22 protein-coding genes and 1 riboswitch are annotated in these 22931 nt (G+C 66.6%); of the genes, 16 read left to right on the top strand and 6 right to left on the bottom strand.

Annotated features, from left to right (window positions below):
- Positions 1 to 4: 4 nt before the first annotated feature.
- The gene (locus tag G9E11_RS00615; RefSeq protein ID WP_190602046.1) at positions 5 to 1075 is read right to left on the bottom strand and encodes a hemolysin family protein; all 1071 of its coding nucleotides are present in this window, start codon (positions 1073 to 1075) and stop codon (positions 5 to 7) included.
- Entirely contained in the window at positions 1072 to 2457 is a 1386-nt protein-coding gene (locus tag G9E11_RS00610; protein WP_190603540.1) for a hemolysin family protein, read from the bottom strand. Before G9E11_RS00610 ends, G9E11_RS00615 begins: the two co-directional genes overlap by 4 nt.
- Positions 2458 to 2911: 454 nt before the next feature.
- Here G9E11_RS00610 and G9E11_RS00605 point away from each other — a divergent pair, with 454 nt between their 5' ends.
- From G9E11_RS00605 to G9E11_RS21600, 5 genes are all read left to right on the top strand, one after another.
- Entirely contained in the window at positions 2912 to 6739 is a 3828-nt protein-coding gene (locus tag G9E11_RS00605; protein ID WP_190602036.1) for a multifunctional oxoglutarate decarboxylase/oxoglutarate dehydrogenase thiamine pyrophosphate-binding subunit/dihydrolipoyllysine-residue succinyltransferase subunit, read from the top strand.
- Positions 6740 to 6881: 142 nt separating this feature from the next.
- Positions 6882 to 7481, top strand: coding sequence for a GDSL-type esterase/lipase family protein (locus G9E11_RS00600; RefSeq protein WP_190602034.1), 600 nt, complete (start codon positions 6882 to 6884; stop codon positions 7479 to 7481).
- A 90-nt stretch (positions 7482 to 7571) separates the two neighbouring features.
- Positions 7572 to 8399: a DUF4097 family beta strand repeat-containing protein gene (locus G9E11_RS00595; protein WP_190602032.1), complete on the top strand. Its 828-nt coding sequence runs from the start codon at positions 7572 to 7574 to the stop codon at positions 8397 to 8399.
- Positions 8399 to 9004 (top strand): PadR family transcriptional regulator, encoded by a 606-nt coding sequence (locus G9E11_RS00590; RefSeq protein ID WP_190602030.1) that lies wholly within the window; start codon positions 8399 to 8401, stop codon positions 9002 to 9004. The genes G9E11_RS00595 and G9E11_RS00590 overlap by 1 nt, the downstream gene beginning before the upstream one ends.
- A gap of 119 nt (positions 9005 to 9123) precedes the next feature.
- Positions 9124 to 9198, top strand: a complete 75-nt coding sequence (locus tag G9E11_RS21600; RefSeq protein WP_369299106.1) for a 50S ribosomal protein bL37 — start codon at positions 9124 to 9126, stop codon at positions 9196 to 9198.
- A gap of 84 nt (positions 9199 to 9282) precedes the next feature.
- Here the strand turns inward: G9E11_RS21600 and rsrA are convergent, their stop codons facing one another.
- Together rsrA and G9E11_RS00580 are read right to left on the bottom strand one after the other, a co-directional pair.
- Positions 9283 to 9543: a mycothiol system anti-sigma-R factor gene (rsrA, locus tag G9E11_RS00585; protein WP_102972031.1), complete on the bottom strand. Its 261-nt coding sequence runs from the start codon at positions 9541 to 9543 to the stop codon at positions 9283 to 9285.
- Positions 9540 to 10412, bottom strand: coding sequence for a sigma-70 family RNA polymerase sigma factor (locus tag G9E11_RS00580; RefSeq protein WP_190603538.1), 873 nt, complete (start codon positions 10410 to 10412; stop codon positions 9540 to 9542). Before G9E11_RS00580 ends, rsrA begins: the two co-directional genes overlap by 4 nt.
- A 308-nt stretch (positions 10413 to 10720) precedes the next feature.
- Here G9E11_RS00580 and G9E11_RS00575 point away from each other — a divergent pair, with 308 nt between their 5' ends.
- The 9 genes from G9E11_RS00575 to G9E11_RS00535 all read left to right on the top strand — a co-directional run bounded on the left by G9E11_RS00575 (position 10721) and on the right by G9E11_RS00535 (position 18897).
- A complete protein-coding gene (locus G9E11_RS00575) occupies positions 10721 to 11290 on the top strand; it encodes a DoxX family protein (protein ID WP_190602027.1) in 570 nt (189 codons plus the stop codon).
- Between the two features lie 6 nt (positions 11291 to 11296).
- Positions 11297 to 12718, top strand: a complete 1422-nt coding sequence (gene aroA / locus G9E11_RS00570) for a 3-phosphoshikimate 1-carboxyvinyltransferase (RefSeq protein ID WP_246468629.1) — start codon at positions 11297 to 11299, stop codon at positions 12716 to 12718.
- Positions 12702 to 13817, top strand: coding sequence for a ribosome small subunit-dependent GTPase A (gene rsgA, locus G9E11_RS00565; RefSeq protein ID WP_190602025.1), 1116 nt, complete (start codon positions 12702 to 12704; stop codon positions 13815 to 13817). Before aroA ends, rsgA begins: the two co-directional genes overlap by 17 nt.
- Positions 13818 to 13883: 66 nt before the next feature.
- Positions 13884 to 14696 carry a histidinol-phosphatase gene (hisN, locus tag G9E11_RS00560; protein WP_102972027.1) on the top strand — a complete coding sequence of 271 codons (813 nt, stop codon included), beginning with the start codon at positions 13884 to 13886 and terminating at the stop codon, positions 14694 to 14696.
- Positions 14697 to 14877: 181 nt separating this feature from the next.
- A riboswitch (SAM riboswitch) is annotated at positions 14878 to 14991 on the top strand.
- A 34-nt stretch (positions 14992 to 15025) separates the two neighbouring features.
- Complete coding sequence (locus G9E11_RS00555) at positions 15026 to 16432, top strand: aminotransferase class V-fold PLP-dependent enzyme (protein ID WP_190602023.1); 1407 nt, start codon at positions 15026 to 15028, stop codon at positions 16430 to 16432.
- 116 nt (positions 16433 to 16548) lie between these two features.
- Entirely contained in the window at positions 16549 to 17328 is a 780-nt protein-coding gene (locus G9E11_RS00550; RefSeq protein ID WP_190602021.1) for a class I SAM-dependent methyltransferase, read from the top strand.
- 10 nt (positions 17329 to 17338) lie between these two features.
- Positions 17339 to 18052 carry a metal-dependent transcriptional regulator gene (locus G9E11_RS00545; RefSeq protein WP_190602020.1) on the top strand — a complete coding sequence of 238 codons (714 nt, stop codon included), beginning with the start codon at positions 17339 to 17341 and terminating at the stop codon, positions 18050 to 18052.
- A gap of 6 nt (positions 18053 to 18058) precedes the next feature.
- Positions 18059 to 18535 (top strand): fluoride efflux transporter FluC, encoded by a 477-nt coding sequence (locus tag G9E11_RS00540; RefSeq protein WP_311764273.1) that lies wholly within the window; start codon positions 18059 to 18061, stop codon positions 18533 to 18535.
- Positions 18532 to 18897, top strand: a complete 366-nt coding sequence (locus G9E11_RS00535; protein ID WP_190602018.1) for a fluoride efflux transporter FluC — start codon at positions 18532 to 18534, stop codon at positions 18895 to 18897. Before G9E11_RS00540 ends, G9E11_RS00535 begins: the two co-directional genes overlap by 4 nt.
- Here G9E11_RS00535 and G9E11_RS00530 read toward each other — a convergent pair.
- Positions 18884 to 20272: an MFS transporter gene (locus tag G9E11_RS00530; protein ID WP_190602016.1), complete on the bottom strand. Its 1389-nt coding sequence runs from the start codon at positions 20270 to 20272 to the stop codon at positions 18884 to 18886. The genes G9E11_RS00535 and G9E11_RS00530 overlap by 14 nt on opposite strands.
- A 22-nt stretch (positions 20273 to 20294) precedes the next feature.
- Here G9E11_RS00530 and G9E11_RS00525 point away from each other — a divergent pair, with 22 nt between their 5' ends.
- Positions 20295 to 20657 (top strand): hypothetical protein, encoded by a 363-nt coding sequence (locus G9E11_RS00525; protein ID WP_190603532.1) that lies wholly within the window; start codon positions 20295 to 20297, stop codon positions 20655 to 20657.
- Between the two features lie 91 nt (positions 20658 to 20748).
- Complete coding sequence (locus G9E11_RS21350; RefSeq protein ID WP_258006495.1) at positions 20749 to 20883, top strand: hypothetical protein; 135 nt, start codon at positions 20749 to 20751, stop codon at positions 20881 to 20883.
- A 102-nt stretch (positions 20884 to 20985) separates the two neighbouring features.
- On the opposite strand, the gene G9E11_RS00520 is transcribed toward G9E11_RS21350, so the two are convergent.
- Positions 20986 to 21969, bottom strand: a complete 984-nt coding sequence (locus G9E11_RS00520) for a S1C family serine protease (protein WP_190602014.1) — start codon at positions 21967 to 21969, stop codon at positions 20986 to 20988.
- Positions 21970 to 22931: the final 962 nt, after the last annotated feature.

Below are 22931 nucleotides of genomic sequence, written 5' to 3'. Positions count from 1 at the left end.
GCCGCTATCCGCCGTCGGGCCTGCCCAGCCGCCGGATGCCCTTGGCTTGGTTGGCATCCCGGATCTCCCCCACAAGCTGCTCGATGACATCCTCCAGGAACAGCACGCCTTCGGTTTGCCCGCCCGGCCCCATGACGCGCGCCAGATGTGAGCCTGAGCGCTGCATCACGGACATCGCCATTTCTATCTCGTCGTCGCGCGAGAGGTTGGCCAGTGACCGGATGCGGCTCTCCGCGATGGGCACCTCATAGCCGGATTCCGGGATGGCGAGCACGTCCTTGATGTGGAGGTAGCCGGCCAGCATGCCGTCGTCGTCCAGCATCGGGAAGCGGGAAAAGCCGGTGCGGCTGACAGCCTTTTCAAACTCCAGCGGGGAGGTCGAGGACCTCAGCATGACCAGCCGTTCCAGCGGAACCATGACACTGCCGGCGGTGTACTCCGAAAATTCGAGGGCCCCGGTGATCAGGCCGGCGTCGTCGTCCACCAGGCCGTGCCGCGTGGACTCCTGCACGATGGACTGAACCTCCTCGAGCGTGAACGTGGAATTGACCTCGTCCTTTGGCTCGATGCGCATCAGCTTCAGGATGTGGTTAGCGGACCAGTTGAGCGCGGCGATGACCGGGTTCACGATCCTTGCAATGAACATCAGCGGCGGAGCCAGGAGCAGCGCTGCCTTGTCGGCAACGGAGACGGAAATGTTCTTGGGCACCATCTCCCCGAACGTCACATGCAGGAACGTCACCAGCATCAGGGCCACAGCGAACGCCGAGACGTCGGCAATCTCCGTAGGCACCCCCAGCCCGGCAAGAGGCACGGCCAGCAAGTGGTGGATGGCCGGCTCCGCCACCAGCAGGATCAGCAGCGAGCACACGGTAATGCCCAGTTGCGCGCATGCCAGCATCAGTGAAACGTTCTCCATGGCCCGCAGCGTGGTCTGCGCGCGCAGGACGCCCTCGTCTGCCAGCGGCTCAATCTGGCTCCGGCGTGCGGACATGACGGCGAATTCCGCGGCCACGAAGAAGGCGTTGCCCAGGAGCAGCACCACCAGCCAGATCAGTCCTGCCCAGTCGCTCATGACCGCCCGCCGTTCCCGGGCTTGCCGTGGTTAGCGGATTTGCCGCCGTTCCCTGACTTGCCGTGATTGGCGGCGCTGTCCCTGGGTTCGCGGTGCGGCCTGAAGCAGATCCGGTCGATGCGCCGGCCGTCCATCCTCGTGACACTGAGCGTTCCGCCGCCCGCTTCCACGGTGTCCCCAACCTCGGGAATACGTCCAAGCTCGCTCATGACATACCCGCCCACCGTCTCGTAAGCGGCCTCGTCGGGAACGGCGAGGCCCGGAATCTGTTCCGAGAGCTCGTCCGGCCGCATCAGGCCCGGAAAGTACCAGTCACCGGAGGCGCTTTGCAGCAGCCCCGGCCGGACCTTGTCGTGCTCGTCGGCCACTTCGCCGACGATTTCCTCGACCAGGTCCTCCAGCGTGGCGATCCCGGCAGTCCCGCCGTACTCGTCCAGCACCACGGCAAGCTGCAGGTTGCCCTCCCGCAGTTCGGCAAGCAGGGCGTCCAGGTGGATGGTTTCGGGGACCCGGAGGACGTCCGTCATGATGGCGCCGGCCTCGAGCTTCCGCCGCCGGTTCGGAGGAACGGCGATGGCCTTCTTGACGTGCACCAGCCCGCGGATGTCGTCCGCAGACTCACCGATGACGGGGAAGCGCGAATATCCGCTGCGGCGGGCGGCGTCGATGATGTCCGAGACCGGCTGGTCGGCATCAATGGTTTCGACGCGGATGCGCGGCGTCATCACGTCAGCGGCGCTGCGGCCCGAGAAGTTCAGCGTGCGGGCAATGAAGTTCGCGGTCCCAGGATCGAGCGTGCCCATGGCCGCGGACCTGCGCACCAGGGAGGCAAGCTCCGCCGGCGTGCGGGCCCCGGAGATCTCCTCCTTGGCCTCCAGCCCGAAGACGTTCAGGACCTTGTTCGAAAAACCGTTCAGGACCACGATGGCGGGCTTGAAAATGGCGGTGAAGACCAGCTGCGGCCGCGCCAGGGCGCGGCCGATTCGAAACGCGAGGGCTATGGCCATGTTTTTGGGAACGAGTTCGCCCAGGAGCATGGACAGCCCCGTCGCGATCACCATCGCGACCACGAGGGAGACTGAACCGGCCACTGGCTCGGGGATCCCGACGGCGGCAATGGGCGCGTCGAGCAGCGCCCCGACGGACGGCTCCATGACGTAACCCGTCAACAGCGTGGTCATGGTGATGCCGAGCTGGCAGCTGGACAGCTGCGTGGACAGGGACTTCAGGCACTTGAGCAGCGGCACTGCGGCGGCGTCGCCGTCGTCAACGGCACGCTGCACGGTGGGCTGATCCAGCGCAATAAGGGAAAACTCGACGGCGACGAAGAAGCCTGTTCCGAGGATCAGCAGCAGTCCGGCGGCGACAAGGAGCCACTCCATCATGGGCCAGCCGGAAGTCGTCGGCGGCAGCGGCCCGGGCCAGTGGGTTTGCCGGCGCTGTGGTCGGGCCGCGCGGCGCTGACCACGCTCCGCTGAAAGCCCCCAGGCCGGCACCTGGAATTACCGTCCATGGCACCTATATCTACTGTCCATAAGGATTGCAGTCTACAGGAGCAGCGTGCCGCCATGGAGGACTGAAGGGGCTCATCCGGCCCGTCCGGAACCGCGGTCCGGGCACGGCGGAAAGGACACTCTTCCGGGCTCGTTTGGACGCCATTTCGCCATAATTCGGGCGGTACATGATTTGGGTCACCCTTATTGGCAGTTAACCCGGAACGGTCATTAGACTGGCAAAGGTCTGGATTCATAGGACACAGAAACTGGTTCGATCGTTGTGCCGTGGCACCTTAGGCGACCAGAGGGAAATCAAACTCATGGAAGAGGCGTATTTCAAGTGCCAGAGCAGCCTAGCCACCGTCTGCCAGAGGAATTTGGTGGAAACGAGTGGCTCGTTGACGAACTGTACGAGCGTTATCAACAGGACAAGAACACGGTCGATGCCAAGTGGTGGCCCCTGTTCGAATCATTCGACAGCGGCAGCGGTCCATCTTCCAACGGCGTGCCGGCAGTGATGTCACCGGCGGCCAACCCGGCTACCCGCGAGTTGCCTGTTGTCCCTCCCCCGGCGCCCGCGAAGGCACCGGCATCCGCTACTCCCGCGGCCCAGGCGCCTGCGGCAGCCCCGGCACCGGCGCCGGCGGCAGCCCCCGCCCAGCCTGCACCTGCCAAGAAGGCTCCGGCAACGGTAGCCCGCGACGGCGCGAAGAAGTCCGAGGCGGGCACCGGCGCCCAGCCTATCCCGGCCCAGCTGCCGAAGAACGTCAAGGCTCCCACCGCCCCCGAGGAAGACGTCGTGTCCGTCCTCCGCGGACCGGCCAAGGCCATTGCGACGAACATGGTTACCAGCCTCGAGGTGCCCACGGCCACCAGCGTCAGGGCGGTTCCGGCCAAGCTCCTGATCGACAACCGGGTTGTCATCAACTCCAACCTGGCCCGTGCCCGCGGCGGCAAGGTCTCCTTCACCCACCTCATCGGCTACGCCGTTGTCCGGGCCCTCTCCCAGTTCCCGTCCATGAACGTGTACTACGACGAGGTCGACGGCAAGCCCGTCGCGGTCCAGCCGGCTCACGTGAACTTCGGCATCGCCATTGACATGCCGAAGCCCGACGGCACCCGCCTTCTGATGGTTCCCAACATCAAGAAGGCCGAAACCATGAACTTTGCGGAGTTCTGGCACACCTATGAAGACCTCATCAAGCGTGCCCGCAACGGCAAGCTGACGGCTGACGACCACGCCGGCACCACTGTGTCGCTGACCAACCCGGGCGGCATTGGCACCGTCCACTCCGTGCCCCGCCTGTCGAAGGGCCAGGCCGCCATCATCGGCGTCGGCGCCCTCGACTACCCGGCCGAATGGCAGGGCGCCAGCGAGAAGATCATCGCCCAGAACGCCATCAGCAAGATCCTCACCCTGACCTCCACCTATGACCACCGCGTCATCCAGGGCGCAGGCAGCGGCGAATTCCTCAAGCTCGTCCACTCCCTGCTCCTCGGCGCGCAGGACTTCTACGACGAAATCTTCGAAGCGCTGCGCATCCCGTACGAGCCTGTGCGCTGGAGCCCGGACCTGCAGGTGGACCCGGCCGACCAGATCAACAAGGTCGCCCGGATCCAGCAGCTGATCCACTCCTACCGCGTGCGCGGCCACCTCATGGCGGACACCGATCCCCTCGAGTACGTCCAGCGCAAGCACCCCGACCTCGACGTGCTTACCTACGGCCTGACCCTGTGGGACCTCGACCGCGAATGGCCCACCGGCGGCTTCGGCGGCAAGCCGATGCTCAAGTTCCGCGACATCCTCGGCGTGCTCCGGGACGCCTACTGCCGCACCACCGGCATCGAGTACATGCACATCCAGGACCCGGCCGAACGCAAGTGGTTCCAGGACCAGCTCGAGCACCCGTACTCCAAGCCGAGCCGCGACGAGCAGCTGCGCATCGTCTCCAAGCTGAACGCGGCAGAGGCTTTCGAGACATTCCTGCAGACCAAGTTCGTGGGCCAGAAGAGGTTCTCGCTGGAAGGCGGCGAGTCGCTGATTCCGCTGCTGGATGCGGTCATCTCCGATGCAGCCGACGACGGACTGGACGAGGTTGCCATCGGCATGGCCCACCGCGGCCGCCTCAACGTGCTGACCAACATCGCCGGCAAGACCTACGCCCAGGTGTTCCGCGAGTTCGAAGGCACCCAGGACCCCCGCTCCGTACAGGGTTCCGGCGACGTCAAGTACCACCTCGGCACCGAGGGCACGTTCACGTCGGACAACGGCAAGGAGACCAAGGTCTACCTCGCCGCCAACCCCTCGCACCTCGAGGCAGTGGACTCGGTCCTTGAGGGCATTGTCCGCGCCAAGCAGGACCGGCTGGACCAGGGGCAGTCGTTCCCTGTGCTGCCCATCATGGTCCACGGCGACGCCGCCTTCGCCGGCCAGGGTGTTGTGGCGGAAACGCTCAACCTGTCCCAGCTGCGGGGCTACCGCACCGGCGGAACCATCCACATCGTGGTCAACAACCAGGTCGGCTTTACCACCGCACCGTCCTCCTCGCGCTCGTCCACGTACTCCACGGATGTCGCCAAGATGATCCAGGCTCCGGTCTTCCACGTGAACGGCGATGACCCCGAGGCAGTTGTCCGCATCGGCCAGCTCGCCTACGAGTTCCGCCAGCGGTTCCACAAGGACGTCGTCATCGACATGGTCTGCTACCGCCGCCGTGGACACAACGAGGGCGATGACCCCTCGATGACGCAGCCGCTGATGTATAACCTCATCGAGGCCAAGCGCTCTGTCCGCAAGCTCTACACCGAGTCGCTGATCGGCCGCGGTGACATCACCGAGGAAGAAGCCGAGCAGCTGCTCCGCGACTACCAAGAACGCCTCGAGCGTGTCTTCGCCGAGACCCACGCGGCCCAGACCTCGCCCATTCCGATCATCACTGCCGACTCGGCTGCGGTATCGGACATCGAGCGTCCCCAGGCACAGCAGTCCGACATCGGAACGAACGCCCCGGCGTCGACGGCCATCTCGGCAGACACCCTGGCCCGCATCGGCAAGGCGCACGTCGAGATCCCCGAAGGCTTCACCGTCCACGCCAAGCTCAAGCAGCTGCTGGAGAAGCGTGAACAGATGTCCCGTGAAGGCGGCATCGACTGGGGCTTCGGCGAAATCGCTGCCTTCGGCTCCCTGATCATGGAAGGCGTGCCCGTACGCCTTGCCGGCCAGGATTCACGCCGCGGCACGTTCGTCCAGCGCCACGCCGTGTTCCACGACCGCGCCAACGGCAACGAATGGCTGCCGCTGGGGAACCTGTCGGACAACCAGGCCAAGCTCTGGATCTACGACTCCCTGCTGTCCGAATACGCAGCCATGGGCTTCGAATACGGCTACTCCGTGGAGCGCCCCGACGCCCTGGTCCTGTGGGAAGCGCAGTTCGGCGACTTTGTCAACGGCGCGCAGACCATCATCGATGAGTTCATTTCGTCCGCCGAGCAGAAGTGGGGCCAGCGCTCGTCGCTCGTGCTGATGCTTCCGCACGGCTACGAAGGACAGGGTCCGGACCACTCCTCGGCCCGCATCGAACGCTTCCTGCAGCTGTGTGCCGAGGAAAACATCATCGTCGCCAACCCGACGACGGCCGCCTCGCACTTCCACCTGCTGCGCCGCCAGGCCTACAGCCGGCCCCGCAAGCCGCTCATCATCTTCACACCGAAGCAGCTGCTGCGCCTCAAGGCCGCTGCCTCGTCCGTGGAGGACTTCACCACCGGCGGCTTCCGCCCGGTGATCGCTGAGCACGAGCAGCTGCAGGGGGACGCCGTCGAGCGCGTTCTCCTGGTCTCCGGACGCCTGTACTACGACCTGCTGTCCACGCGGCAGAAGACGGGTGACAAGTCGACGGCTATCATCCGCGTCGAGCAGCTGTACCCGCTGCCGCAGGCGGAGATCGAAGCCGAACTGGCCAAGTACCCGAATGCTGAAGTGGTCTGGGCGCAGGACGAACCCGCCAACCAGGGTCCGTGGCCGTTCATGGGCCTGCACCTGCCCACCGCCCTGGACCGGAAGGTGCGCCTGGTCTCACGCCCGGCTTCGGCTTCCACCGCGGCCGGCTCCATGAAACGCCACGCTGCGGAGCAGGACACGCTCCTGAAGCAGGCATTCGCCCGAAAGTAGCAGAACAGCTGCCCGGCCGGACGGTGACATACCGTTCCAGCCGGGCAGTTCTGTTTAATTGGCGTGAGTTAATGGACCTTTAGGCTGGCAGGCAAACGGTCCGTATCCGGGACACGCCCTCCCAACAAGTGAAGAGGTAGTAGTGGAAGACAGGAAGCTGCGGATTGCGGCTGTTGGAGATGAACTGCTGGCCGGGCTCGGCGATCCCCGGGCGCTGGGATGGCTGGGCCGGGTGCTCGCCCGCACTCCGCAGGACGGCATGACGGTGGAGAGCTTTTCGCTTCCGTGCCCCCAGGAAGGTACGGAAGGCCTGGCCGCGCGCTGGCTCGAGGAGGCCGGCCGCCGGTTCGCCGACAACCACGATAACCGCCTGGTCATCGGTCTTTCCGGCCGGGACATCGAGTTCGGGCTGTCCACTGCCCGGAGCCGGCTGAACCTCGCCAACATCCTGGATTCAGCTACCCAAAAGCGGCTCGAGGTCTTCGTCGTGGGGCCTCCGCCCACCCTGGATCCGGTGCAGAACCGCCGCCTCGGTGAGCTGAACACCGCCTTCGCCGACGTCACCACGCGACGCAAGCACCTCTACGTCGACACATTTTCACCGCTGCTCAACCATGAGCAGTGGCGCCAGGATCTCGCTGCCAACGGCGGCACCCCCGGGCAGGCAGGCTACGGGCTGATGGCATGGCTGGTGCTTCACCGGGGTTGGTTCCAGTGGTTGGGGATGGACACCCCGGAGTAGGAAAAGCTACTCGCGATATATCTTGATCTTCCGAAGCTTGCAGACTAGCGTGGCCTCTACAGTCACGATATATCGCAAGTGGAGGCAATCATGGAAGAGAATTCCTGGACCGTCACCGGCCCGCAGACCATGGACGTCGACGGCGTCTCGCACCTCAAGGTTGGTATTGTCCGCGGCAGGCTGGACATCGTCACGCATGATGAGCCATCCGTCCGGATAGAGGTGTCGGACGTGCACGGCGATCCGCTGGCCGTGTCCGTGACCGGCGGGCGTCTCGAAATCCGCCACCAGCTGCATGGGCCGCAGGGCTGGTTCAAGAATCTCATGGATTCGGTCAACAACAGCAGCGACAACTCCGTGGTCATCAGCATCGCTGTCCCAGCCGGCGTCGAGGTCGAGGCGGGCACCGTCAGCGGGGACGGGCTGGTCTCGGGCGTCCACGGCCGGACCCGGCTGAGCACCGTGACAGGATCCCTGCTGGCCGACGGAACCACTGGTGACCTGCACGTCAACACCGTCAGCGGGGAAGTGATCGCCCGCAACCACAGCGGCGTCCTCACGGCCAAGAGCGTCTCAGGGGAGGTCACGGCGTCCGGCCAGTTCAGCAATATCCGGGCCAACACCGTCAGCGGCGACATGAGCTTTGACTTGCACGGCTTCACCCACGACTTCGGCGCGAACTCCGTGTCCGGGGACCTGACTGTCCGCGTCCCGCACGACGTCGGCGTGGACATCGTGGCCCAGTCGGCCACCGGTCCGGTGGTCATCGACGACCGGAAGTATGGCCACCCCGGCGGCAAGGTGCAGACCATCTCGGGCCCGGACGCCAAACTCATGCTGGTCCGGACCAACTCCGTGTCCGGGAAGACGTCCATTTTCCATGGCCAGGCACCGGCCACCCCGGAACCGGCACTCTGATGCCCCCCGTCTTTGCCCACGGCGCACTCCGGCTCTATCTGCTGGCACTCCTTGAGTCGGGCCCCAAGCACGGATATGAACTCATCAAGGCGCTCAGCGAACGGTTCGGCGGAACCTACTCCCCCAGCGCCGGTACCATCTATCCGCGCCTGGGCAAGCTGGAGGAGGAAGGCCTGGTGGCCACGGAATCCCAGGGGCGCCGCACCAACTACCGCATCACCGCTGCGGGCCTGGCTGAGCTGAACAGCCGGCGCGAGGAGCTGGAGACCGTGGAAAACGACATTGCAGCATCCGTCCGCCGGCTCGCCGATGACCTTCGCGCCGACATCCGCAGCAACATGCGCGGGCTGCGTGCGGACCTGGCGGCCACAGCGGAAGCGGCACGCACGGCTGCCAGGTCCGTGGATCCGGCCGTCCCGGGCCGTTACACCCCGGAGGGGCAGCACATGCTCAAGGAAGCGGAGATGCTGCTGCAGGCGTTCCGCGACGACATGCGCGCCGAGCTGCGCCTGCACACCAGCTCCCGGCCCATGACACCGGTGGCCCTGGAAACCGTTCGGACCGTGCTGGACCAGGCCCGGGTCTCGATCCGTAACTCACTGTAGGCGCCGTCCGGGCACCGTCCCGGTGCCCTGCCCCGCACAGCAGCCGGTTCGCAGCCGGTCCGCTGATATGGGAGACTAGAGGGCAACTCTTTTGGGTAACGAAATTAAGGAGGCCAGCTATGAGCAAGCGTGCACGTAAGCGTCGTGACCGTAAGCGTGGCGGCGCGAACCACGGGAAGCGCCCCAACACCTAAGCCACGGCTTGAACCGAAGCTTAAACGCGATGCCCCCGCTACCAGCAAGGTAGCGGGGGCATCGCGTTTAAGTCAGGCAACCCGTCAGGCGTCCACCGGCCGGATCGTGTGAATCCGCTGCAGGATGGCGTTCTTCAGGTTTTCCGGAGCAGCCTCGGTACAGGAGCGCTTCACCACTTTTCGAATGACGCACTCCAGATCGTACTGCTGCGTGCACTCAGGGCACTCGTCCAGGTGCTGCTTGATCTCCGCAAGGTCGCTGCGGGTCAAGGCCCCGTCCAGATACTCGTAGATGCGTTGCATCCTGGTGTCATCGCAATCGCCCAATCCCTGGCAGTCGCTCATTTCCCGTTCTCCTGTTTGTTGCTTTCCGTTGCCGCCGTGGCGTCTGCAGCAGCTTTGAATCCCCGGTCGGCGGCGTAGTCCGCCAGCTCGTCCCGCAGCATCTTCCGGCCCCGGTGGAGCCGGGACATCACAGTACCGATGGGGGTGTTCATGATGTCCGAAATTTCCTTGTACGCGAAGCCCTCCACGTCGGCGAAGTACACGGCCAGCCGGAACTCCTCCGGGATGGCCTGCAGGGCCCGCTTGACGTCCGAATCAGGCAGGTGGTCCAGGGCCTCGGCCTCCGCGGACCGCAGACCGCTGGAGGTGTGGGACTCGGCGCGGGCAAGCTGCCAGTCCTCGATGGTGTCCGAATTCGACTGCAGGGGTTCCCGCTGCCGCTTCCGGTACAGGTTGATGTAGGTGTTCGTCAGGATGCGGTACAGCCAGGCCTTCAGGTTGGTGCCCGGCTTGTACTGATGGAACGCGGAGAACGCCTTGGTATACGCCTCCTGCACAAGGTCCTCGGCATCGGCCGGGTTCCGCGCCATGCGCATAGCCGCCGAATAGAGCTGGTCCACGTACTGCATGGCGTCACGCTCAAACCGGGCGCGGCGCGCTTCGGCGCTCTCCGAACCGACGTCGATATCCTCTGCCGCTTCAGCGGCGGGTGACGTGCCAGTCTTCGGGATGCCGTTGGCGGCGTCCTCCTGTATGCCCTGCAGGGCCGGATCCACGGTGCTCATTGCGTTCAAGTCTACTTTGATCGTCGCCGACCGCGTCTTTAGGCGTGCCGTGCCGGAGCGCGCCGTGCCGTACTCCGGGCCGGCGAAGACGTCCGGGCCCGAGAAGGCATTTCCACCCTCGGGCGCGTCGGCTTCCGGCACCACAAACGGCCGCATCATGGCGGGACTTCGCACCCCCACAGCTTCCTTCACCAAAGTCAATGCTCCATCTCCACTCCGCCTATTAAGACCCGCTTGATCAGGGCCGCGTTCGTGCGACGGTCCGCGCTCTTGCCGGTTCCGGCCATTCCCCAGCCGCCGCTGAACACCGGAAACCGCACAGGACACCGCCTGCTGACTGCTTCCGGCCTGAAGTGCACAACGACGCGCGGTGGGCAAATATTCCGCAAAAGTGCAAGACTAGAACCGACTCCGCCGCGGCCCCCGCGGCTCGGCCATCCAGGAGGAAATTCATGTCCGTTGTCCGCTTTTTTGCCCGGCCGATGCTGGCCTCAAGTTTCATCCTCGCCGGAACGGACAAGCTCAGGAATGCGGACGACACCGCACAGCAACTGTCGCCCCTCCTGCGCCGCGCCTCCGAAGCCCTGCCGTTCCAGACGGACGAGAAGGTCTTGGCACGGGTCATCGGCGGAGCGCAGGTGGGTGCAGGCGTCCTCTTCGCGCTCGGAAAATCCGCGCGCCTGGCAGCCTCGGTGCTGGCCGTCATCTCGGCACTGAACGCCTTCGTTGAATGGCGCAGCGCGGACATCAGCAGCAAGGAGGGCCGCGATGCCCGCCGCAACCAACTGCTCAAGAACATCACCCTCACCGGCGGTGTGCTGCTGGCCTCCGTGGACACAGCCGGCAGGCCCGGCCTGGCCTGGCGCGCAGAGCACCTCGCCGCCGATGCACGCAAGACCGCGAGCCACCTCGCCGCGGACGCCCGCAAGACCACCGGCAAGAAGCTGCACAGCGCCGACAAGGCTGTCCGCAACGCCGACAGGGCAGTCCGCCGGGCTGTTGACCACGCGGTGGGGGCATAAGCAGGAATGACGGCTTCACCCATGGGCGCGTCCGCTGAGACCTCCGGCGCAGCTCCGCACTGGCCCGCGCCGTTTGCGGAGCAGCCGGTTGACGCCACGGTCCGCGTGCCGGGCTCAAAGTCGCTGACCAACCGGTACCTGGTGCTCGCCGCGCTCGCCGACGGGCCGTCCCGGCTCCGGGCGCCGCTGCACTCCCGCGACTCAGCGCTGATGATCGAAGCCCTGCGCCAGCTGGGTGCGGACATCCGGGAAGTGCCGGGCGACGGCGCCTTCGGCCCGGACCTGGAGGTGACGCCGATTCCGGCCAACTCCGGCGGTGCCGACGTCGCCATCGACTGCGGCCTGGCCGGAACCGTCATGAGGTTTGTTCCGCCGCTGGCGGCACTCCGCAGCGGCGCCACCGTTTTCGACGGCGACCCCCACGCCCGGGCGCGTCCGATGGGAACCATCATCGAGGCACTTGCGGGCCTGGGCGTCGCCGTCAGCGGCGACGACGGCGGTATGCCCGCTTCGCTGCCGTTCCGCGTCGACGGCACGGGGCAGGTCCGCGGCGGTCACCTCGTCATTGACGCCAGCGCGTCCTCGCAGTTCGTCTCAGCCCTGCTGCTGGTGGGGGCACGGTTCGCGGGCGGCCTACACCTTGAACACTCCGGCAGCACGGTGCCAAGCCTGGACCATATCAACATGACGATTGCCGTGCTGCGCGGCGCGGGCGTGGTGGTGGATGACTCCACGCCGAACCACTGGATCGTCAGCCCCGGCCCGATCCGTGCGTTCGACCAGCGCATCGAGCAGGACCTGTCCAACGCCGGCCCGTTCCTGGCCGCTGCCCTGGCGACGGGCGGCACCGTACGGATTCCGGATTGGCCGGAGCACACCACACAGGTGGGCGACATGTGGCGCAGCATCCTCACCGACATGGGGGCAACGGTGACCCTGCAGGACGGCACCCTGACGGTGACCGGCGGCAGTGAAATCAAGGGGGCCGACTTCGCCGAAACCAGTGAGCTCGCGCCCACCGTCGCCGCTCTGTGTGCGTTGGCCACAGGCCCCTCCCGGCTGAGCGGCATCGCCCATCTCCGCGGACACGAGACGGACCGGCTCGCCGCGCTCGTCACCGAGATCAACCGCCTCGGCGGCGATGCCGAGGAAACAGAGGACGGACTCATCATCCGGCCCGCGAAGCTCCGCGCCGGCGTCGTGTACAGCTACGCCGACCACCGGATGGCCACCGCCGGGGCCATCCTCGGGCTGGCGGTCAGGGGTGTGGAAGTGCAGGACATCGCCACAACGTCCAAGACCATGCCGGACTTCCCCAAGCTGTGGGCGGACATGCTCGAACAGCCTATTGGCGCAGGCGCCAACAGCGCAGGCGCAGACACGGCAGGCGCCAACACCGCAGGGACCACCGGTGGCACGCAGCACTGATTCCTGGGACGAATCCGACGTCCGGATCCGGCCGAACAAAAAAGGTTCCCGGCCCCGGACGAAGGACCGGCCCAGCCATGAGGACGCCGTGACCGGACGGATCATCACCGTTGACCGCGGCCGTTACACAGCTGTCGTAGGCGAGGATTCGGGCAACGAGCGGACGGTCATCGCTGCCCGCGCCCGGGAACTCCGACGCTCCCCCGTGGTGGCCGGAGACTTCGTGTCCCTCGTGGGTGACGTGTCCGGCGAGCCGGACACGCTTGCCCGGCTCGTGAAAATCCAGGACCGCAAAACCCTGCTGCGCCGGAGCGCGGATGACACCGATCCCGTGGAACGGGCGGTTGTGGCCAACGCGGACCAGCTGGTGGTGGTTGTCGCTGCGGCCAACCCGGAGCCCCGCACGGGGTTTATTGACCGGGCGCTGGTGGCAGCCTACGACGCCGGGATCGAACCACTGCTGCTGGTCACCAAGGCGGACGTCAAGGACCCCACCGGGCTGCTGGACAACTACCGCCACCTCGACTTTCCGGTCATCATCAGCCGCACCGCCGATTCCGAGGCCGGCGGCATCGACGCCCGGTCCGACGACGGCCTCTCCGCCCGGCTCGACGTGGCCGCTGTGTCCGAGCTCCGCGCCCACCTGGACGGCAAGGTGACCGTGATGCTGGGCCATTCCGGCGTCGGAAAATCCACCATGGTCAACGCCCTGACGGGCGCCGAACGTGCCACCGGCGGCGTCAACGCCGTGACGGGCCGCGGACGGCACACGTCGTCGTCGGCCCTTGCCCTCAAGCTCGCTGACGCCCCGGCGGGGAGCTGGATCATCGACACGCCGGGCATCCGCTCCTTCGGGCTGGCCCACGTCGACCCGGACCGCATCCTGCACTCCTTCCCCGACCTTGAGCCGGGCACCGAGGCCTGCGAACGAGGCTGCAAGCACGACGCCACTGCCGTCAACTGCGGCGTGGATGCATGGGTAGCGGCCGGCTATGCAGGCCCAACCGGAGCAGCCAGGCTCGCGTCACTGCGCCGCCTGCTGGGCACCGACCCGCGCATGGAGGCCCAGGAAACCAAGGAACTCGGCAGCGTCGGCTAGCCTCCCGCGGCGCAGCCCGGCGGCTGCCTCCCCGCCCCGACGGGCCTTTGCGGGTAGTTTGGAACCATGACCCAACCCGCTTCAACCTACAACGATGACCTGCGTCTGGCCCATGTGCTGGCCGATTCCGTGGACGACCAGACCATGAGCCGGTTCAAGGCGCTGGACCTCAAGATCGAGACGAAGCCAGATCTGACGCCGGTCACCGATGCGGACAAGGCCGCCGAGGAATCCATCCGCGGCCAGCTGTCCCGTTCCCGCCCCCGCGACGCCGTGCTCGGTGAGGAGTTCGGAAGTTCCGGCCATGGTTCCCGCCGCTGGATCATCGACCCCATCGACGGCACCAAGAACTTTGTCCGCGGAGTGCCGGTGTGGGCCACGCTGATCGCCCTCGTCGACGAGGGCGAACCCGTGGTTGGCGTGGTCAGCGCCCCTGCGCTGGGCAAGCGCTGGTGGGCGGCGAAGGGCGCCGGAGCCTACTCGGGCCGTTCCCTCGCGGCCGCTACGAGGCTCAAGGTATCCAATGTGTCCAGCCTCGCCGACGCCTCACTGTCCTACTCCAGCCTCGGCGGCTGGAAAGACCGCGGAAACCTTGATGAGTTCCTCCAGCTGACCGAGGAAGTTTGGCGCACCCGGGCCTTTGGCGATTTCTGGTCCTACTGCATGGTGGCCGAAGGGGCCGTCGACATCGCCTGCGAACCCGAGCTGAACTTGTACGACATGGCGGCGCTGGTGCCGATCGTGACCGAGGCAGGCGGCCGTTTCACCTCCCTTGAAGGCACCGACGGCCCGTTCGGCGGCAATGCGCTGGCGACAAACTCAATCCTGCACTCGGAAGTCCTCAAGCGCCTGAACCCGCAGCTGGACGATTTGCTCTAGTTTTCGTCCCGCCGCGCCTTGCGGCTTTTGTGCTGAATATTACGACGGCGGATGCCCCCTTGCGGGTGCGTTCGCCGTCGTTTGTTCGGCCAAGAGCCCGATATCCGCGCTCCGTAATAATCCGCTTAACATTCCGAACAGGCTTTTTCATCGCCCGTCCGGATGTCCTAGTCTCGTAACAGGTCACGAGTGCCAGCGCTAAACCCCGGTTAGCTGGCCGGCAACCCTCCATTCGCGGTGGGGTGCCCCGGGTGACGACCAGGCCGATCCGGAACGGACCCGGCAAGCGCGGATCCCCGTCACACGGGGTCCTTTCTCAGTGAGGTCCCATGACGACTGCAACCATTTCTTCCACCACCGGCTCGGGCGTGCTGGACGGCCGATTTGCCGCCGCCGGCCGTCCCCTGGCAGCCGTCACCGGCGCGGAAATCCAGGCTCCTCTGATCCAGGGCGGCCACGTCCGCTACGCCAACCTCGATTACGGCGCCTCAGCGCCAGCGCTGTCGGTGGTTTCTGCGTACCTCAACGAGATCCTGCCGTACTACGCGAGCGTGCACCGCGGCGCCGGCTATGCCTCGCAGATCAGCACCTCCGTATACGAGAACTCGCGAAGCATCGTGCGGGAGTTCGTGGGCGGCCGGGCCGATGACGCCGTCATCTTCACCCGGAACACCACCGACTCCCTCAACCTCCTGGCCGGCTGCCTGCCCGTGGAGGACCACCACCACACCGGCGAAGTGCTGTACCTGGACATCGAGCACCACGCCAACCTGCTGCCGTGGCAGGGAGTGCCGCACCGCAGCGTGGTGGCATCGGAGACCCTGGAAGCCACCATCGGCAGCCTGCGCGCCGAACTGGAGCACGGCGATGTCAGCCTCCTCGCCGTGACCGGCGCCTCCAACGTCACCGGCGAAATCCTTCCGATCCGGCGCCTCGCTGCGCTTGCCCATGAATTCGGCGCCCGGATCGTGGTGGACGCCGCCCAGCTCGCGCCTCACCGCCGCGTCAACATCGCCGCGGACGACGTCGACTACCTCGCCTTCTCCGGCCACAAGCTCTACGCCCCCTTCGGGGCCGGCGTCCTGATCGGCCGCCCCGACTGGCTCGACGCCGGCACCCCCCACCTTGCCGGCGGCGGCGCCGTGAGCGAGGCCAGGCTCGACGGCGTCAGCTGGGCCACCGGCCCCGCACGCCACGAGGGCGGCTCACCCAACGTGCTCGGAGCAGCCACCCTGGCCCGGGCAACCCAGGTCATCGCTGCCCTGGATCCGCAGGGCTGGCACGCCCATGAGGCCGCCATCCGGTCCTTCCTCGTCGAGGGGCTGGGCAAGATCGACGGCGTCACCGTCCACCAGATCTTCGCCGACAGCGACCCGGACGATGCCATCGGCGTGGTCAACTTCTCCGTGGAGGGATACGACGCCGGCCTCGTGGCCGCCTACCTGTCGGCCGAACACGGCGTGGGCCTGCGCGATGGCCGCTTCTGCGCGCACCCGCTGCTGAAGCGCCTCGGCCTGCCGTCCGGATCCTTGCGCGCCAGCTTCGGCGTGGGATCACGGCTCGAGGACGCCCAGCGGCTGCTCGCCGGCATCGAGGAACTCCGCCGCTCCGGCCTCGGCTGGGACTACGTGGTGGACGCCGGACGCTGGGTCCCGGCGAACGACACCCGCACCTACCCGGAGTGGGCCCCCAACACCCCCTGCACCGCGGGCGCCGCACCCTGCGCGCAGGACTAGCCGCCGCCCCGGACTAAGCCGTCACCCCGGCCTGCCACCGCAGCGGTCCCCTACCAGCGGTCCCGGTGCGGTAGATTCAAAAGGTAATTTTCGACGTCGGGCTAAGGAGACTGTGCGTGGCACGGGGTGGTCCCAAACTTCATCACGGGCGGCGGCAGGAGCTTGGGCAGAGCTTCCAGGACGGCGGCGAGCACTACCACCGGGTCCGTCCCGGCTACCCGGGTGATTCCGCGGACTGGCTCATTCCAGCCGGGGCCCGCACTGCTGCCGACGTTGGCGCCGGAACCGGCAAATTCACGGCATTGCTGGTGGAACGCGGGCTGAGCGTCAGCGCGGTGGATCCTTCCCTGGGCATGCTGGAGCAGCTCAGCCGCGACTACCCCGGGGTTCAAGCCCTGGAAGGGACCGCGGAGGCGACCGGACTGCCCGAGGCGGCGTTCGACGTCGTCAGCGTTGCCCAGGCATGGCACTGGTGCAACCCGCTGCGGGCCAGCACCGAGATTTCCCGGATCCTCAAGCCGCACGGGGTGCTTGGCCTGATCTGGAACCAGCTGGACACATCAGTGCCCTGGGTGCACCGGCTGTCCCGCATCATGCACGCCGGGGACGTCCACAAACCGGACTTCCGCCCCAAAATCGGCCCGGAATTCTCGTCCCTCGAAAGTCACCTGACCCGGTGGGAGGATCCCGTCACCCCCGACGACATCCTCGAACTGACCAAGTCCCGCAGCTATTACCTCGCGGCCAATGACGCCACCCGGGCCAAGGTGACCGGCAACCTGGCCTGGTACCTGCATGAACACCTCGGGCATGCCGAGGGCGAACTGCTGCAGCTCCCCTACCTCACCCAGACCTGGCGGGCTGTCAGGTCCGAACGGCCTGGTGGCAACAGGTAGGCTTGAAGCTGTGAAGACCAGTACGCCCTCCTCCTCAATCGAGGACTACGTTAAGGTCATCTATTCCTTCACGGAATGGCAGGACAAGCCCATCACCTCCACCCAGCTTGCACAGCGCCTCGGCGTGGCCAATTCTTCAGTCTCTGAGATGGTTCGCAAGCTCAAGGACCAGGGCCTTGTCCTCCACAAGCCTTACAGCGCCATCACGCTCACGCCCCAGGGAGTCCGGCTTGCCCTCTCCATGGTCCGGCGGCACCGGCTCATCGAGACGTATCTGGTCACGGATCTCGGATACAGCTGGGACGAAGTCCATGATGAGGCCGAACAGCTGGAGCATGCGGTCTCGGACACGTTTATTGAGAGGCTGGCAGCCCGGCTGGGCAACCCGTCCAGGGACCCTCACGGCGATCCCATCCCCTCGGCCGACGGTTCCGTTCGGATGCCGTCCGCCCACCGCATGATTGAGCTCGACGACGGCCACACGGGCAGGATCACCCGGATCAGCGACGAGAACCCGGAGCTGCTGCGCTACCTCGCCGCGGAAAAGATCAGCCTCGACGCCGATGTCGAGGTGCGCGGACGCAAGCCCTTCGGCGGCGCGCTGGTTGTCCGCATTGGCTCCCCCGGGACCAGCCGCGACGTCGACCTGGCCGACGAAGTGGCCTCCGCGCTTTGGATCCACAGCGACTCCGCGCATCCCGGCTGCCGCATGGCCGGCCTGTAGGCACTGGTGCGGGCTCCCCTGGCCGGCCGCGCCGGCGCCGCCTCCACGACGGACTCCGGCTACGGCTGGCGGGTCTGGACGGCCGTGGCCGCCGGCGGCCTGCTCGGCACTGAAGTCCGGTACGCGCTGGGCTTGCTGTTCCCCGACCAGTCGGGAGAGCTGCCGTGGGCCACGCTGGGCATCAACATCGTCGGCAGCTTCACGCTGGCGGCCCTCACCACCATCTGGATCGCGCGGCCGCAGACCGCGTTCTGGCTCCGTGCGGCCATCGGGCCGGGTGTGCTGGGCTCCTTCACCACCTTCTCCGCCGTCGTATTTTCCACGGACCAGCTGACCCGCACCGGGCTCCCCGTCCTGGGTCTTCTCTATCTGGGACTGTCCGTCCTCCTGGGGCTGGCGGCGGCTGCCGCCGGCTGGCGGACCGGCAGGGTGCTCGGCGCGCCCCGCGCTTTCCGCGGCGCTCCTCGTGGTGCTGGACAGTGACGGCGCTCCTCGTTGGTCTCTTCGGCATCGCCGGAGCCCTCCTCCGGTTCGCCGTGGATGGCTGGCTGGCCGGCTTCCCGTCGCCGCGGCGGCACTGGCCCTGGGCTACCCTGCTGGTCAACGTGGCTGGCTCGTTCGTGATCGGGCTGTCCGTTGGCGTCACCGCGGTATTCGGCCCCGAATGGCACTCAGCCCTGGCCACCGGGTTCGCCGGCGGCCTGACCACTTTCAGTTCCTGGACCACTGCGACGGTGCGGCTGGCCAGTGAACGGCGCTACCTCGCCGCCGCCGCCAACATCCTCGCAAATCTGCTGCTGGGGCTGGCTGCTGCCGGGGCGGGAATCGCGGTCAGCGGCGGCTAGCCGGCACCGGGTTGCGGATTCCGCCGGCGGAACAGGCCGCACCCAGCAACAGCAGCGCGGCGGTGGCCAGCAGCGCGCGGTGCAGGCCCGCCGTCGTCAGCTCGGGACCGATGATGAAGCCCGCAAAGGCGATGCAGACCAGGCCGGCGATCCTCGAAACCGCATTGTTCACGGCCGAGCCCACGCCGGCCTGCTTCTCAGGGACTGATCCCAGGATGGCCGCCGTCAGGGGTGCCACCGTCATGGAAAGACCGAGGCCGAAGACCACCTGCCCCGGCAGGACCTGGGTCCAGTAGTTCAGGGAGCCGCCAACGGACAGCGTCAGCAGGAATCCGGCCGCACACAGCACCGGACCGGCCGTCATGAACCACCGCGGTCCGTACTTGCCGGCCAGGCCACCGAAGAACGATGCCAGCAGCATCAGGATCACCGTCGAAGGCAGCAGTGCCAGGCCGGCGGTGGTCGCCTTCATGCCGCCCACCTGCTGGATGTAGATACCCAGCGCAAAGAACCCGAGGGAAAAGCCGCCGTAGATCGCGGCGGTGGCGATGTTGCCCCAGCCGAAGTTCCGGACCCTGAACATGCCCAGGGGCAGGAGCGCCACGGCAGTGCGCGATTCATGAACGAGGAAAAGCGCCGCGGCCACGAGACCTGCCGCCAGCGGCAGCCAGACATGCGGGCTGCCCCAGCCTGCAGTCCCCTGCTCGATCAGCGCGTACACCGGTCCGCCAAGTGCGATGACGGCCAGGAGCGCCCCGGCAATGTCAATGGTGCCGGCCGGGCCGGGGACGGCGTCGGCCTTGCGCAACCTGGCCAGCACGGGCCAGATGGCCACCGCCGGCAGCACGTTGACGAAGAAGATGACCCGCCACGAGAGCAGGTCCACTGATACGCCGCCGATCAAGGGGGCCACGATGGCTGCAGCACTGGTCCACGCCGACCACTTGCCGATGGCCGCCCCCTGGGCGCCGCTGTCGAAGTGGCTGACAATCAGCGCGAGCGAACTGGGCACCAGGAGTGCTCCGGCCACTCCCTGCAGCCCCCGGCTTATCACCAGCATTTCACCGGTCCACGCTGCCCCGCAGAGGACCGAAGTGAGGGCAAACCCGCCCAGCCCCCACTGCAGCACCCGGACCCGTCCAAAATGGTCCGAGAGCGAGCCGGCCGCCAGAATGAGCGCCCCGAGCGTCAGGAGGTAGGCATCCACCACCCACTGCTGAACGCGGAGGCCGCCGCCGAGTTCCCTGCCGATGGCGGGCAGCGCCAGGCTGACGACGAAGCTGTCAAGGATCGCCATGAAGGACGCCACGATCGCGACAGCCAGCACCTGTCGCTGGAGACGCGTGGGAGCAGTGGTCTGGCTGGCATCGCTCATGACTTACCGTATCGTGGACTGGATGATCAGCAGACGTGACGCGGCAATTGCCTTGGATGTACCACTGGAAATGGCGCAGCGCCACGGCATTCCCAAGCTTCTGACCGAAGCCCAGCTTGGCGAACTGCTGGACAATCCGCCTGCGTGGCTCGTCCAGTCCCGCGCCAACCGGACAGGGAAGCGGCCGGTGTGGGTGCACCTCGTTTGCGCGGTCTGCGGTTACGAGGAGGCGGCCCGGCCAAAGAAGTGGTGGCCGGAGTTCACGTACGTCGTGTGCGATCATCACCGCCCCTCCGAGGTTCCCCCGCCCGCGCCCGGATATGTACGGAGCGAGTTCGACGGCGTTGGCACCAGGTTTGTGGGAATCGCCGACGTCACGGGCTGACGGGTAAGCCGGGCAGTTACATCTGGGCTGAAACAGGCGTAATTTACGTAGGGAGGGGCACCCTCCTGCCCCTCGGACGAGGGAGCACGCCATGCCGGACAAATCGCCGCACCAGCAACAGCAGAAAAAAGCGGGCAAGACCATCAAACAGAAACGCGCGGATAAGAAGGCCAAGGCCCCGCATGAGGGAGCAGCGGACCCCGTAGCGCACCTGAAGAAACGCTGATTGCCCAATACCACCGAGAACGGGGTGGCCAGGATTCCCTGGCCACCCCGTTTTTCGTGCCCGGCCCCTGGTCCGTGCCCAATCCGCCTATCCCCAGTCCGCCTATCCCCAGTCCGCCATCTCGCCGGGGACGGCTATGACGTCAGTTAGGTGTCCGTCGCGGAGGACCGATACGTTCATCGGGACGCCGATGGCCTCGGCAAAGAGGAGTTTCTGCAGGCTCTCGGCATTGCTGACGGCGCGGGCGCCCACGCGCAGCAGCACATCGCCCGTCTTTAGCCCTGCCTGCTCGGCCGGGGAACCCGAGAGCACCTCCACGACGCGCAGCCCCTCCCGCTGGCCGGTGCGGACCACTTCGCTGGCCCCCAGCCGGATCGGGGTGCTGACCACGCCTAGATAGGCGCGCCGCACCCTTCCGTCCGACAGGAGCGCGGAGATGATCCGGCGCGACGTGCGGTTGATGGGTACGGCCAGTCCCAGCCCGGCACCCGCCACGGCAGTGTTGATTCCCACGATCCGGCTTCGTGAGTCGGCCAGTGCCCCGCCGGAACTGCCGGCGTTCAAAGCGGCATCGGTCTGGATGACATCTTCAATGACCCTGCGGTTGCGTCCGGCCCAGACCGGTATGGCGCGTCCCAGTCCGCTGACCACACCTGCCGTCACCGAGCCCGAGAGCCCCAGCGGGTTTCCGACGGCAATCACCAACTGCCCCACCTGCAGTGACTCTGCGTCCCCGAACTCGGCAGGAGCGACATGCGGGGCCCGGCCCCGGATCACTGCCAGATCAGACAACGGATCCGCGCCAACGACTTCAAGGTCTGTACTGGAGCCGTCGGCGAACACGGCACGGCCCTTCTGGGTGCCTGCCACCACGTGGGCGTTGGTCAGCAGGTAGCCGTCCTCGGTGAACAGGACCGCGGATCCGGCGCCGACCCGGAACCGTCCGTTGCGGCGGTTCCCCGTCATCTCAATGGCGGCCACATGGGGCGTGACGGTCCTGGCCACCCTGATGACCGTCTCCGAGTAAGAGTCGAGGGCCGGGCCGTCTTCGACGGGACCCGGTTCATTTGCAGCCGCCGTGGACATTGAGGGCCTCCTTTGCAATTAGCACCCGTGAATACCCGGTGCTATCCAACACAACAATCAGCCCCCGCTGCCTAGTCCAGCAGCGGCTACGCCTTGGGTGAACGGGGAGGGCAAGCCTTGGGCAAGCGGAGGTGAAAGCGGCCGCCCCCCCCATTTTGGGGGGAGGCACCCCAACCTCGACCTGTTACCTTCTGTGCTCCAGGTCACATCCGTGGCTACGCGGAGCAAATGGAAGAGCTGTAACGCGTCACACGTTGCCAGGCGCCGGCGCCGTCAACAGGACGCAGTACGGGGGGAAGCAAGAGATGTTAGTCGGACTACGCCCAAGGACATTTATGGGCATCCTGATCGCCAGCGCGCTCGTAATCATTGGCGTCCCCTACCAGGCGCAAGCTGCGTCTCCTACTCTGTCGATTAGCGTTTCGGCACTGCAGGTGGGCAGCCGGGGGACCATCACTGCCACGCTGAGACATATTCCTAGCGGCCATTCTGCGACAATCGCCGTCACCGGCCCGGCGGGGACGACCTGCGCCAATACCAGGTGGGCCTCACCCGGAGTCGCGGTCACCTCCTGCACCGTTGTGCCACGCCTCGCCGGCGGGTACACCGTCAGCGCCAAAGCCACCCGCTTCTACAGCGGGCGGGTCGTTGGTACCCAGACGACCTCGCTTCGGGTTACGGCCAAGCCCGCGCCGCCTGTACTCACCATCGCATCCTCCCTGAAGGTCAACACCACAGGGACCATCACAGCCACACTGAAAAACGTTCCGGCCGGCCAGTCTGTGCGTATCGTGCCCAGCGGCCCCTCCCCCATGAGCTGCGGCACCACAAAGTGGGTTGCCACCGGCGTCGCGAGGACCACCTGCACCTTTCTGCCAAGGGGCGCCGGCGGGTACCCCGTCACCGCGGTGGCGACACGTTACTACGGCGGCCGCGCTGTAGGAACCCACACCACCTCGTCC

Source organism: Arthrobacter ipis (assembly GCF_014694315.1).
In the GTDB taxonomy this organism is placed as follows: domain Bacteria; phylum Actinomycetota; class Actinomycetes; order Actinomycetales; family Micrococcaceae; genus Arthrobacter; species Arthrobacter ipis.
Note: the sequence above shows the minus strand (reverse complement) of the source record. Positions and strands in the feature narration are given on the sequence as shown.